This window comes from Mucilaginibacter boryungensis (assembly GCF_015221995.1).
Lineage (GTDB): Bacteria > Bacteroidota > Bacteroidia > Sphingobacteriales > Sphingobacteriaceae > Mucilaginibacter > Mucilaginibacter boryungensis.
This window is the reverse complement of record NZ_JADFFM010000002.1, coordinates 1206427-1219797: the sequence shown is the minus strand read 5'-3', so window position 1 is coordinate 1219797 and position 13371 is coordinate 1206427. Positions and strand designations below refer to the sequence as shown.

13 protein-coding genes are annotated in these 13371 nt (G+C 42.9%); 5 read left to right on the top strand and 8 right to left on the bottom strand.

From position 1 onward, the window contains the following. The first annotated feature begins 274 nt into the window (after nt 1-274). On the top strand, nt 275-1096 hold the full coding sequence (locus tag IRJ18_RS18295) for an alpha/beta hydrolase (RefSeq protein WP_194107737.1): 822 nt from the start codon (nt 275-277) through the stop codon (nt 1094-1096). 16 nt (nt 1097-1112) lie between these two features. On the opposite strand, the gene tatC is transcribed toward IRJ18_RS18295, so the two are convergent. The 7 genes from tatC to IRJ18_RS18260 all read right to left on the bottom strand — a co-directional run bounded on the left by tatC (nt 1113) and on the right by IRJ18_RS18260 (nt 6885). Then, a complete protein-coding gene (tatC, locus tag IRJ18_RS18290) occupies nt 1113-1973 on the bottom strand; it encodes a twin-arginine translocase subunit TatC (RefSeq protein ID WP_194107736.1) in 861 nt (286 codons plus the stop codon). Nucleotides 1974-2027: 54 nt separating this feature from the next. After that, a complete protein-coding gene (accC, locus tag IRJ18_RS18285) occupies nt 2028-3368 on the bottom strand; it encodes an acetyl-CoA carboxylase biotin carboxylase subunit (RefSeq protein WP_194107735.1) in 1341 nt (446 codons plus the stop codon). A gap of 106 nt (nt 3369-3474) precedes the next feature. Next, complete coding sequence (gene accB / locus IRJ18_RS18280; protein ID WP_194107734.1) at nt 3475-3951, bottom strand: acetyl-CoA carboxylase biotin carboxyl carrier protein; 477 nt, start codon at nt 3949-3951, stop codon at nt 3475-3477. 240 nt (nt 3952-4191) lie between these two features. After that, nucleotides 4192-5181, bottom strand: a complete 990-nt coding sequence (locus tag IRJ18_RS18275) for a beta-ketoacyl-ACP synthase III (protein WP_194107733.1) — start codon at nt 5179-5181, stop codon at nt 4192-4194. A gap of 12 nt (nt 5182-5193) precedes the next feature. Next, nucleotides 5194-6132 (bottom strand): phosphate acyltransferase PlsX, encoded by a 939-nt coding sequence (gene plsX, locus IRJ18_RS18270; RefSeq protein ID WP_194107732.1) that lies wholly within the window; start codon nt 6130-6132, stop codon nt 5194-5196. Between the two features lie 16 nt (nt 6133-6148). Beyond that, on the bottom strand, nt 6149-6340 hold the full coding sequence (gene rpmF / locus IRJ18_RS18265) for a 50S ribosomal protein L32 (protein WP_194107731.1): 192 nt from the start codon (nt 6338-6340) through the stop codon (nt 6149-6151). A 20-nt stretch (nt 6341-6360) separates the two neighbouring features. Beyond that, nucleotides 6361-6885: a YceD family protein gene (locus tag IRJ18_RS18260; protein WP_194107730.1), complete on the bottom strand. Its 525-nt coding sequence runs from the start codon at nt 6883-6885 to the stop codon at nt 6361-6363. A 183-nt stretch (nt 6886-7068) separates the two neighbouring features. Here IRJ18_RS18260 and IRJ18_RS18255 point away from each other — a divergent pair, with 183 nt between their 5' ends. From IRJ18_RS18255 to IRJ18_RS18240, 4 genes are all read left to right on the top strand, one after another. Next, complete coding sequence (locus tag IRJ18_RS18255; RefSeq protein ID WP_194107729.1) at nt 7069-9138, top strand: hypothetical protein; 2070 nt, start codon at nt 7069-7071, stop codon at nt 9136-9138. Next, a complete protein-coding gene (locus IRJ18_RS18250; RefSeq protein WP_194107728.1) occupies nt 9138-9875 on the top strand; it encodes an Imm49 family immunity protein in 738 nt (245 codons plus the stop codon). The genes IRJ18_RS18255 and IRJ18_RS18250 overlap by 1 nt, the downstream gene beginning before the upstream one ends. Beyond that, nucleotides 9872-10573, top strand: a complete 702-nt coding sequence (locus tag IRJ18_RS18245; RefSeq protein ID WP_194107727.1) for a hypothetical protein — start codon at nt 9872-9874, stop codon at nt 10571-10573. The genes IRJ18_RS18250 and IRJ18_RS18245 overlap by 4 nt, the downstream gene beginning before the upstream one ends. Before the next feature lie 174 nt (nt 10574-10747). Then, nucleotides 10748-12187, top strand: coding sequence for a DNA/RNA non-specific endonuclease (locus IRJ18_RS18240; RefSeq protein ID WP_194107726.1), 1440 nt, complete (start codon nt 10748-10750; stop codon nt 12185-12187). 50 nt (nt 12188-12237) lie between these two features. On the opposite strand, the gene IRJ18_RS18235 is transcribed toward IRJ18_RS18240, so the two are convergent. Further along, nucleotides 12238-13263 (bottom strand): ligase-associated DNA damage response exonuclease, encoded by a 1026-nt coding sequence (locus IRJ18_RS18235; protein ID WP_194107725.1) that lies wholly within the window; start codon nt 13261-13263, stop codon nt 12238-12240. Nucleotides 13264-13371: the final 108 nt, after the last annotated feature.

The window sequence follows — 13371 nt, the reverse complement described above, 5'->3', positions numbered from 1 at the left end:
CTTGGTTTGTGTAGACTGGAATCAAAAATTAAAGCAACTGTCAGACGTTTGTTCAGCCTAAAAACAAATTGCTAAAAATTTACGCAAAGATAAAGAAAAAACGCATGCAAAGGTGGTAAGTGTGTCAGGATAAGGTTAATATTTGGTGGGTGAGCGTACAGAGATGTCTTCATCAATATGGCGTGCGGCATATTTATTCGTCGGCCGCATATAGGGTATGTTTCTGGACTAAACTTTATTTGCTATATTGTATATCCCCATCATTTATCCATATATGAAAAAAGCATTATTATTCACTACTATCATACTCGCCGTGGTATTACAATACAGCAAAGCGCAAACTGTACCCGCAGATACCAGTCACTATATCACCATTAATCTTGATATTCCCCAGTTGCAGCGCAAGCGCGATGTGCAGATATTATTGCCTGCGGATTATTATCGCAGCAAAAGAAGATACCCGGTAATTTACATGCAGGACGCGCAGAATATTTACGATAAAAAACATGGCAGCCCGGTAAGCTGGGGGGTGGATTCGGTGCTGGAAAGTTTGCCAATGAATGAGCAGGTAATTATTGTAGGAATAAATCACGGTGGAAATCAGCGGATAGCGGAGTACAGCCCGTACAAAACAAAATATGGCCCTGCTGATGGGCCGGCTTACATCGAGTTTTTAGTGCACAACCTTAAACCCTATATTGATACCCATTACCGCACAAAACCAGATGCTAAACACACCGCAGTAGCCGGCAGTTCAATGGGTGGGCTGATAGCTTTTTATGCTGGCATAAAATATCCGGAAGTGTTTGGAACAGCCGGGGTGTTCTCCCCATCGTTATGGATAAACCCGGAGGTGGACCAGTTTGTGAAGGAGCATAATATCTCAAAAAGGTCGCGCTTCTTTTTTGCCTGCGGGGACCAGGAAGGGAACGAAGCCCATGATGTGTTAAAGATGGATTCACTGTTGCGTACAAAGAAAAACGTAACCCGCAAAAACTTACCCGAACCGGTAATATTGAAAGGCCAGCAACATAACGAACGTCAATGGCGCCTGGAATTTCCCGGCTTTTACAGATGGTTTATTAAGGATTTGTAGTATTTAACACCCCGTGTTATGCTTCGGCTGCTTTTTTAAGCTTTCGCTTTTCAACAGCAGCGGCTACCAAAATACTTACCTCATATAGTACAAATAACGGGATACTCACTACGGTCATGGTTAACATATCCGGAGTTGGTGTTACCACGGCGGCAATTATCAGGATGATAACTATGGCATAGCGGCGGGTACTGCGCATTAGGTGCGGTGTCATTACCCCAAGTGAAGCCAGTATGTATATCAATATCGGCAATTCAAATACTACGCCTGTAGCCAGTGTTAATGTTGCTACCGATGAGATATAAGAATCGATACTAAACAGGTTTTGGATACTTGCGCTGACCGTATACGTAGCTAAAAAGTGTAATGACATGGGGGTGATTACATAATAGCCAAACAGCACGCCCAGGAAAAACAGCATGGTTGCATAAAAAACAAATCCGGTAGCGGCTTTGCGTTCTTTTTCGTGCAGGGCAGGCTTAACAAAACGCCATATTTCCCATAGCAGGTATGGTATCCCTAAGGTAATACCGATCATTAACGATGAATTGATTTGCAGTGTGAACTGACCGGCCATTTCGGTATTGATCAGTTGTATACTGAATTTACTGAAACAAAAGTTACGGCCTATGGCATTGCCCACGTTACACATGGTGCGGTAAGTCCAAAAGCTTTCCCTGCTGGGCCCCATAATAATGGTGTCGTATATCCAGTCGTAATAAGCAAATACAAAACCGGTGATGATAACGATAGCGATAGATGCGCGAATAAGGTGCCACCTTAATGCCTCCAGGTGGTCAAAAAACGACATTTCTGCTTCAAGGGTTTTGCCCTTATCCTTAATTGCCTTAATTAACTTATCGCTGCCGTCGCTCATGGAAAAACCTTGTTTTTAGGGGTATCTACGTATTATTTGCTTATAAAGGTTTTGCTATTCGCTGTATTCAAATGTGTCCATGAATTTGGTAGTAAAGTTACCTGCACGGAAGTTAGGATCCTGTAACAATTTCAGGTGGAAAGGTATGGTAGTTTTTACCCCCTCAATTACAAACTCGCTCAGCGCGCGCGACATGGTACTCAACGCCTCTTCACGGGTTTGGGCAACACATATCACCTTGGCTATCATACTATCATAATTCGGTGGGATAACATACCCGCTGTACACATGCGTATCTACACGTACACCATGGCCACCCGGCGAATGGAAATTGGTAATTTTACCTGGCGAAGGGCGGAAGTTATTATTCGGGTCCTCTGCGTTTATACGGCATTCTATAGCGTGCATTTGCGGCTCGTAGTTTTTGCCCGAGATAGGTACGCCCGAAGCCACCTTAATCTGTTCTTTGATCAGGTCGAAGTTGATCACTTCTTCCGTAACCGGGTGCTCTACCTGGATACGGGTATTCATTTCCATGAAGTAGAAGTTGCGGTCTTTATCAACCAAAAATTCTATAGTACCTGCGCCTTCGTATTTCACAGCTTTAGCGCCTTTAATGGCAGCTTCGCCCATACGCTTGCGTAGTTTCTCGGTCATAAATGGCGATGGCGCTTCTTCCACCAGCTTCTGGTGACGGCGCTGGATAGAACAATCACGTTCGCTCAGATGGCAAACTTTGCCGTATTGGTCGCCTACTACCTGTATCTCAATATGGCGCGGGTCCTGTACGTATTTCTCCAGGTACATACCATCGTTGCCAAAGGCAGCGCCCGATTCTGCACGGGCTGAATCCCAGGCCGCTTCAAACTCTTCGTCCTTCCACACAATGCGCATACCACGGCCACCACCACCGGCAGTTGCTTTTAATATAACAGGGTAACCTATTTTCTTAGCGATATCTATACCCTGCTTAACGCTTTCTAACAAACCTTCAGACCCCGGGATGCATGGCACACCGGCTTTCTTCATGGTAGCCTTAGCCGAAGCCTTATCGCCCATGGCGTTGATCTGATCGGTGGTTGCGCCAATAAACTTAATTTTATATTCCGCGCAAATGGCCGAAAACTTAGCGTTTTCAGACAAGAACCCATAACCCGGATGTATGGCATCGGCGTTGGTCAGCTCGGCTGCGGATATGATATTGGGGATATTCAGGTAGGAATCGCGGCTGGCAGGCGGGCCAATACAAACAGCCTCGTCGGCAAAGCGCACGTGCAGGCTGTCGCGGTCGGCAGTGGAATATACAGCCACCGTTTTAATACCCATCTCCTTACAAGTACGAATGATGCGTAAGGCTATTTCACCACGATTAGCTATTAATATTTTTTTAAACATGTTCTTTTGGATTTCACCGGTGTTTTATGATTTCACCGATGCTTTTCAAAAATTAATTAATAACGTCACAGATTGGTGTAATCTCACCAAAAATCTGTGAAATCAATTAAATAGGCTCTACTAAAAACAACGGTTGGTCATATTCAACCGGCGAAGCGTTATCAACCAATACTTTTACAATACGGCCCGATACTTCTGATTCTATTTCATTAAACAGTTTCATAGCCTCGATAATGCACAACACACTGCCGGTGCTTATCTCGTCGCCTACGTTAACAAAAAATGGTTTCTCTGGACTTGCCGAACGGTAGAATGTGCCGATCATTGGTGATTTTACCGTAATGTATTTCGACGTGTCGGCAGCAGGTGCAGCCGCGGCTGGTGCTTCAGCAGCAGTGCTTGCGGCCGGCGCGGCAGCCATAACTTGTGGTGCTGGTGCGGCCGCAGGTAATGTAGCGGTTACATAAGTTGGCTCCTGGTTGGTTTTTATTGTGATCTTGAAATTTTCCTGTTCAATAGAAACTTCGTTTACGCCTGATTTTGAAACGAAACGTATAAGGTCCTGTATTTGCTTAATATCCATAGTTTGATGTAATGGTTTTTAGGAATAACAGTGTATTAGGTTAATATGCAATTGTTGTCCCGAAACTATCGGGATACAAATATGCAGATGTTTGTTAAATATGCAAATGTGCTTATGTGCAAATATGCAGATGTTTATCTATTAATAATTAAATAACAATGCTTTATTAATAATGTTCAGGCTAATAAGCTTATGATGAGATAATTTGCATATCTGCACATTCGCATACCTGCACATTGTTTAATATGCCCATTTTAAATAAATAGAGCCCCAGGTAAATCCGCCGCCAAAAGCAGCTAAAATAATATTGTCGCCCTTTTTAAATTTATCTTCCCATTCCCATAAACACAAAGGGATGGTGCCGTTAGTTGTATTACCGTAACGCTCTATATTAATGATCACCTTATCGCCGGTTACCCCTGTGCGGTTAGCTGTGGCATCAATAATACGTTTATTAGCCTGGTGAGGTACCAGCCATGCTATGTCATCTGCCGTAAGGCTGTTTTTCTCCATCACTTCGGCAGCTACATCTGCCATATTGGTAACCGCAAATTTAAATACGGCCTGGCCTTCCTGGTAAGCAAAGTGCTCTTTAGCATCAACCGTAGCGTGCGATGCAGGTAATTTTGACCCACCTGCTTTTTGATACAGGTATTGTGAACCGGAGCCATCACTTTTCAGGATAGAATCCAGAATACCATAACCATCGGTATTGGGTTCAAGCAGAGCGGCGCCGCAGGCATCGCCAAAAATAATACAGGTGGCCCGGTCTTCGTAGTTAACAATCGACGACATTTTATCGCCGCCTATAACCAGTACTTTAGTATGTTTTCCGCTTTCAATAAACTGTGCACCGGTAGCTAAGCCGAAAAGAAAGCCTGAACAGGCCGCCTGCAGATCATACCCCCAGGCGTTTTTGGCGCCAATTTTATGGGCCAATATATTTGCCGTAGCTGGGAAAACCAGATCGGGAGTGGTAGTGCAGAAAATGATCAGATCTATTTCGTCGGCAGTAATGCCGCGTTTTTTTAGCAAACCTTCAACAGCCGGAACGGCCATATCTGAAGTTGCCAGGCCTTCGCCTTTTAATATGCGGCGTTCTTTTATACCTGTACGACTGGTGATCCATTCATCGTTGGTATCCACCATGGTTTCCAGCTCCTGATTAGTAAGCACATACTCTGGGGCGTAGCCGTGCACCGCAGTTATAGCGGCATGAATTTTACTCATTTAATATATAATTTACTGAAAAGCCTGTTTTACTTTATCAACCAAACCGCTCACTACCATATCGCGCGATAGCAGCACCATATTTTTTATAGCCTCGGGGCTTGATATACCGTGCCCTACCACTACCGGTGCGTTTACCCCCAAAATTGGGCTACCGCCGTATTGTTCGTAGTTAAACCGGTCAAAAAATTCGTCTTTTAACCCTTTTTTAAGGGTAATCACATAAAAAGATTCGGCCATTTTTAATATCACGTTCCCGGTAAAGCCATCGCACACATAAACATCGGTACCTTCGCTAAACAGGTCGCGCCCTTCCACATTGCCAACAAAGTTAAACAGCGGGCTTTCTTTCATTAAAGGATAGGTGGCCTGGCAAAGGATATTGCCTTTTTCTTCTTCTTCGCCAATGTTCATTAGCGCAACCCTGGGGTTTTCAATGCCATAAACGTTTTGCGCAAACAAACTGCCCAGCACGCCAAACTGCACCAGCACTTCGGGCTTACAATCGGCATTGGCGCCTACATCTAACAAAATACCCAAACCGCCTTTCAGTTTGGGTACAATGGTAGTCATGGCGGGACGCTGTACGCCCGGAATGGTTTTTACGCTGAACATGGAACCTACCAGCATAGCACCGGTATTACCTGCAGACGAAAAAGCGTCGATCTTGCCATCTTTTAAAAGCTGGAAGCCAACGCTAATGCTTGAATCGGGTTTTTGTACAATGGCCTTGGTAGGGTGTTCGCCCATACCTATTACTTCGGTTGTGTTTACAAACTCGAAGTTATCGGCACTAAAATTATTTTCCTGAAGAATGCCCAGGGCCACCTGCTGGTCGCCTATCAGCACAAGTTTTTGACCTTCAGCCAGTGTTTTACAGGCTGCAATAGCCCCTAAAACAGTTGCTTTGGGAGCGTAATCGCCGCCCATAATATCTAAGCCAATCTTCATTTACAGAAAATTAAACTTAGGCTACGGCAGCTTTCTCGATAAGTAATTTACCGTTGTAGTATACGTTTCCGTCAACAGTATAAGCTCTGTGAGGTAAATGTACCGCGCCAGTAGTTGCACAAGTTGTTAATGAAGGCGCTTCAGCTTTGTAGTGTGTACGGCGTTTAGCGGTCCTCGATTTCGAAAATTTCCTTTTTGGATGTGGCATAATTTCTTGTTATTATATTCTTATTTAATGTTTTTGAGCGCATCCCAACGCGGGTCTATCTGCTGCTCGGGTTGTTCATCACCTGCCGATAGTTTAGTTAAACGATCAAGCATATCCTTATCACAGTAAGGGGTATTCCCCTCGTTGCCGCAGGTAGCTATAAATGGCGCTGCGACGTTTATATATTCATATATTAACCCTGCAATATTGATCTCGTGATCATTTTTTGTCAGGGCAATAACTTCCTCATCCTCATCAACAGGCTCGTCGCTAAACTTAGCGATCTGCTGCTCTTTAATATCCACCTGCTGCGGATAATCGGCCAGGCACTTATCGCAGGTCAGCTGTATATCCCCGGTGATATGGAAGTTCAGGATCAGCATTGTTTCCTGTTTTTCCAACTCCACCTTACACTGCAGGTTTGCCTTTTTTACCAGCGAGTATTCAAACTCATCAAAAAAAGCATCGGTGATCACATAGTCAAACTCGTGTTTCCCCAGCTTTAAGCCGGTAAATGGAATGGCATATGTCCTCAGTGATTTCAATGAGCAATATTTAGCCCGCAAATGTAAGGAAAATATAAATACCTGTAAAGGGTAAATGTTAATAAAGTTTCAGGGTGTGGGGAAAGGGGATTATGCTCTTCATATTACTTATTAAAAAATAAATAAATAATATAACATTATAATTTCATACCCGTATAAGGCATAAACATAACCTTATACACAATGAATCATCCTATCCTGAAACGCTGTAAAAAGCAAATCCTTATTTTTATTGTTACATTTTTAACAATCAGTGTAACCTCTTGCATTAAAGAAAAAATCCGTGTAGGAAATACTCCTGCTCCAATATCATACGCCGACAGTTTGCAGGGCATAAGTGAACAAAAAGTAACTGCTGATGAAATTAATGGATGGTTTGCCAAAAACCAGGCTTTTAAGCCCGGGCCTGTGTTTTTAAACCAAGCAGAACAAGCTATAATTAATCAGCAGCATATTATTAAAATACCATTAGGTACCAATTCAGCCCTGTTTTTTTCTAAAAGCAATGGTCTATTACAGGTTTTTGCTTATAAATGGCTAAAAGAAAAGCCTAACGAAAAACTATTTACGGGAAAAATAGCATCCTATAGTTTTCAAGATAAAACATTACGCATGTTAAATTATACTGCTGGAAAATTGCAGGGGGTATTTGCTAAGCCTTTAAAAAACAATTCTTCTCTGAATTTAAAAACGCAAGGTGTAGATGAGCTGTTAGCAAGGTTTTGGTGCTGGCTTAATGGAGGGGCCTGGGTTGATCAAAATGATTTAATTAATGGGGGATCGGCAGGAGCAGACGGAGAAGTAGCGAAAACAGGATGCGTTTATAACGGTAATGATTTGTATGACAATACAAATGCTACTGTAGATCTGAACGGCTATTTTTGGAATAAAGATAGCAATGGAAATTACAGTATAGGGCCGGAATCATTATATCCTACAGGAAGCAACCCCGCCGGAGGGGGCGCTAACTGGGTTTCAGTTTGGATTATTGACCCGGCTAATGGCTGTGTTATAAATCAAAATGACGGCGGCGGTAATTCTCTTAGCGGTGACGGCTTAGACGATGGCAGCGGCCCTATCGATTGTACTGTGCCTGGCGGGCATTGGGAATATTATCCGTTGGTTTTGCCGACAACCTTATCTGACCAAGAACCACAAGATAATGATTATTACACCGACCTGGAAACTAATATAACCTATCGTTTTGGCGATATCGAAGACTTTTTTGAAAACAATCCGGACATAGTTTACAATCTTAATGAGGAGAACTTTGACCAGATTAATTATCCGGGCAACCCTATATTTCTGACGTTGACGTTGGGCCACGCAGTCGGTATAGAGGCTGCTACACTACGCGTAATTAATCCCACTTGGGGCGAGGCACATATTTGGGCTGTGGCAACCTGGGATGTTATTCATAATGGCGTGCATTTAGGTTTGGATGTAGTTGGGCTGGTACCGGCATTTGGTACCGTAACAAGCCTTGTAAATGGAGGTATTTACTATATTGAGGGAGATAAAATTAATTGCGCCATAAGCGTGGCGGCAGCTATCCCTTTTGAAAGCTGGATAGTAATAGGCGGCAAATGGGTACGGGCGGGTACAGCTTTAACAGTGCCGATAACTGAAAAAGCTGTTAAATATGGTATTAAAGTAGTTATAGTTGGCAAAGATGTACGTTTTATAAAGGTTGCTGTAGAGGCCTTTGATTATGCGGCTTTAAAAGCAACAGCCTATATAAAACCTGCAAGCGCTACACTTACCAACCTAAGCCGTACCTTGATTGATAAATATGGCATAAGGGTACTCCCATCTGAAACAACTCTAAAAAACATGGTGGAAGATATAAGGTTAGGTGATCCCACTGGTGAAAAAACCGAACAATTAGCTCATAAATTATTGGAGAAAGACGGTTATGTAAAATACGATGCTAAATTTGGCAGCAATAATGGCTTTGATGGCGTTTATATTAAAGGAGACCCTGCTAACCCAACCGATATTATTATTAACGAAGCAAAGCAAATGAATACGGCAGGGAGTATTAAATTGAATGCAGCAAATAATGCAACGGGGTTAAAATCGCAAATGAGTGATGATTGGATTGAGCAAACGATTACCAGTATGGAAAACAATACGAGTGTTAGTACTTTAGGAAACACGTTACGACAAAATTATTCGAAAATTACTAAAACAGTAACTGCAGTGGATAAATCTTCAGGTGAAATTGTTGTTCTTAAATTGGATAAATATTAATGGATAAGCTTGAACATTTGAAAATCAGTTATGCCAATAGAATAAATAACGAACGTATTGGTTTAAATAAACTGTCAAATAATGAAGACCCTTATTACATTATCCCCTTTTTCGAAGGTGACAATGTAGTATATGCTTTGTATGCCATGTACATTGAGCACGATTTTGCCAAAGCAAGATCGTGCTTTTATAAGGCAGCACGCATAAGGGAATTTATGACCATAACTTATGATCGGCGATTTATGGATACCGGTATATATGACTTGGCTAATGCCTTTCTATCTGATAATTCTGCAATTATAAATCGTGTATGCCATTTAAGAAATAAAGTTATTAATGAAACGGATATGGGTTACCAGATATGTAATGCCGCTCAAAATATTCTTTTAAACAATTTTGATGAGCTGGATTTAAACATAGGCCGGATAGAACGATTTTTAAAGCTTCCTCGATTTGCGCCATTGGCTGGGTTAAAAGACTATTTTAAAGGGTTTCTGCAAAATGATAAAGACAAAATAACACAAGGTCTGAATGATTTATTGGCCGCTCGTAAAAAAAGGAACATTGACCCTTTGATAAGCAAGTTTTTTTCTACAGATACTGCCGGATATTGTAAGCTCGCATGGCTAAAAGGCTATGAAATTGATTTGCAAAGCCCGTTTGTACCCGTAGAATTAATGCGGATCGAGCCACTTAAATATTACGAAGATTATGATTTTTTAAACGCCACATCATGAAAATAATTTTAGCAATCTTAATATGTTTTACCGGTGTAATGTGTGCTTTGGCGCAAGGAAAAATAGGACAGTTTAGATATACAACAAGCGATGGAATATCTTTTGCCACTTTAAGTATAAGCGATAAGGGCTTTCTTGTTGATGGGATTACTTCGCTTCTTAAGCCTGAAAATAGTAGTAATATTTATGATTTTGCAACTGATGGTACCAACAGTGTCGCCATGTTATCAAGTATACCAAACTACCTTGGTTCCGATATGTTCCGCGTTGATACCGCTCATTTATTACATAATTGCGTTATGATAAAAATAGATACAATTTATCATCCGGAAGATATTGTGATAAACGGATTTCACTGCCATAAAGTAAGTATCAATTATTTGTTCCATCCTAATCTTGATGCACCTGGTGCTAAGCAAATAATTACTACAGAACTTTGGGTTAGTGAGGCCTATGCACTCAATAATCCATTTGCTTTCCAGTCAAAAAATTTGAATGGGCTGATATTGCGGTTCGAGCGACGCTATGAACGTGGCGGTGATTATTATAATATCACAACGGAAGCATTACCAGGTGTTGAAGATCATGCTCTATTACAATTACCTCCTAATTGTAAAATTTGCAAAACAGAGTCTGATTTTGATAAAATTAGCGAACCGATATTAATGCAAAAAATAACTCAGCTTACTAAACCGTAATTATATCTTCACCTTATTCAGCGCCCTGCAATCCATATCGTAACCAGCGAAAATACCAAACCGTTTATTTGCTTCTGGAAGATAACTTCTGAGCAAATTAAACGCTCGTAATTTTGTTAACAATAAGTTAATTTTAAATTCCGACCTTTGCATGAAAAATTACTATACGTAAATATGAAAAAAGTATTACTCATTTGTGTTGCGGCTGTTATGGTGCTTGCTATTGGTTGTAAAAAAGGCAACGATGGCTTTATCAGGTATACCGATACTGCTAAATTTGTTATCCCTAAGGCGTATGCCATAACCGAAAATTTTGAGCAAGGCTCAAAAGGCGCTTATGCTGCCGGCGATGTACAGCTAAGCACCGGATCGTGGAACTTTGACGACGCCCTGATAGGCAACCTGTCTACCGACTTACGAAACGGCACATGGAGCGTTAGGCTGCGTAACGGTAAGATCACCATGAACTTTGACGTTTCAGGTGTTTCTAAGCTGATCATTAAACACGGCAAATACGGCGCTGACCCGGCTGCCGGCTGGACACTTTATATCTCACGTGATAAAGGGGCAACCTATACACAAATGGGAGCGGAATTTAATGAGGCGAGTACTACACTTGTAACCGACTCATTCAACGTAGCTACTAACGGCCCGGTACGTTTCCAGATACGCCGCACTTCAGGTGCGACTACTTCGCGCACCAATTTTGATGATATTACTTTTAAAGGCATAGGTGATGCCGGTGTTGTAGTCGGTACTCCAGATACGCCACCGGTTGATACTACCGGTACATCAAAAGCTGCTACCGGCAGGGCAATTGTTGTTGGTCCCGATGCACCACCAGCAACTGGTGATAATAGCAACCTGCTGTTTGGCAATCCCTCGGGGGCGGTAACAGCTTTAACATCCAGCGATAATTATTTGATAGATGCAGGTTATTACGTAGAATCGTATAGTGCAAGCCGCGGAGAACCCAACTGGGTAAGCTGGCACTTAGATGCAAGTAATACCACTAACGCAACAAGCCGTTTAGATAATTTTGCGGCATGGAGCGGCTTACCTGCTACTTTCTTCGCAGTACAAAGCAATAGCTATTCCGGTTCGGGATTTGACCGCGGACACAATTGCCCGTCGGCCGATAGGACAAGTTCGGTAGCTGCCAACAGCGCAACCTTTCTGATGACCAACATGATACCGCAAGCGCCGCAAAATAACCAGCAAACCTGGGCAAACCTGGAAAATTACCTGCGCCAGTTAACCGTACAGGGTAACGAGGTTTATATTATTATGGGTAGCTACGGTGCCGGCGGTGTTGGTTCATTAAACACAACCGTTTATAACAGCATAAAAAACGAGGGGAAAATAACCGTACCCGCGTATGTTTGGAAAGTAGCGGTAGTTATACCGGTTGGTAACGGCGATATTTCACGTGTTAGCGCTACTACACGGGTAATTGCAGTCAACACACCAAACATCAACAGCATTAATTCCGACTGGACCAAATATATTGTTACCGTGCGCGATATTGAACACGCTACGGGTTACAACCTGCTATCGGCTTTGCCGCAGTCTGTACAGGATATTATTGAGAATGCAAGGGATTCGGGGATCTAATAAAAATCTGAACCATTAACAAAAGGCCTGGTATTAATACCAGGCCTTTTTTATGCAGTAATATCCCCGGCCTGCTCTATTAGTTCTTCCTCTTCTGCACCATACAGGGTGTGCACCTCGTGAGCGTCGAAACCTATAGTGTTAAGGTAGCGCGAAAAGCTGGCGGTATAGCCGTGGGTGAGGTAAACTTTCTCGCAGCCAGTGGCATCTATAGCACTGATGAGGCCATCCCAGTCCGCATGGTCGGAGAGGACGAAACCCCGGTCGGCAGCGCGGCGGCGTTTAGCGCCGCGTATAGCCATCCAACCCGAGCAATAACCAAAACTGTAGGGCTGAAACTTCCGCATCCATGGCGTGCCAACCGATGATGGCGGTGCTATGATAATACCTTTACGAACTTCTTCTTTATTCGATTCGGGTATAATGCGCTCGGTAGGGTGCAGCACAACCCCGTTGCGGCGTAATGCCTCGCAAGTGTTTTCTATTACGCCGTGGGTGTATACTTTGCCTATGGTCAGATCAAGGTTTTGCAATATGCGCTGCGCCTTGCCCAATGAATATCCCACAATCACTGTCGCCAGGTTATGTTCAACATTGTGCCGCCACCAGCTGTTTACTTCATTAAACACCTGGAGCTGTGGTTTCCATTTATAAACCGGCATGCCAAAAGTACATTCGGATATAAAATGATGGCAGGGCACAGACTCGAAAGGAGTACAAACCCCATCATCTTCTACTTTATAATCACCGGATACTACCCAAGCCTCTCCCTGACTAACCACCCTAACCTGTGCCGAACCTATTACATGCCCCGCTGGGAATAAAGTGACCTCCACCCCGTTCTTTGTTATAGTTTCGCCATATTCAATGGTCTGCAAGTTAATTTCGCCCAAGCGGTAGTACAACACCTCGCGCGATAGATGGTGCGCCAGGTAGCGCTTATGCCCCCAGTACGCATGGTCGGCATGGGCATGGGTGATCACTGCATCATCCACCGGTTTCCACGGGTCGATATAGAATTTCCCCTTGTCACAGTAAATCCCCCGGTCGGTAAATTCAAGCAGTGGTTTTTTCATAGTCGGTGGTTAGAGATTGGTTAACGCCTGAATATGATTTTAGTTTAAAACAAAATCCCGCCGAAGCGGGATCTCTGTCTTGTTTCTTGAACCTTAACTCCTTGACTT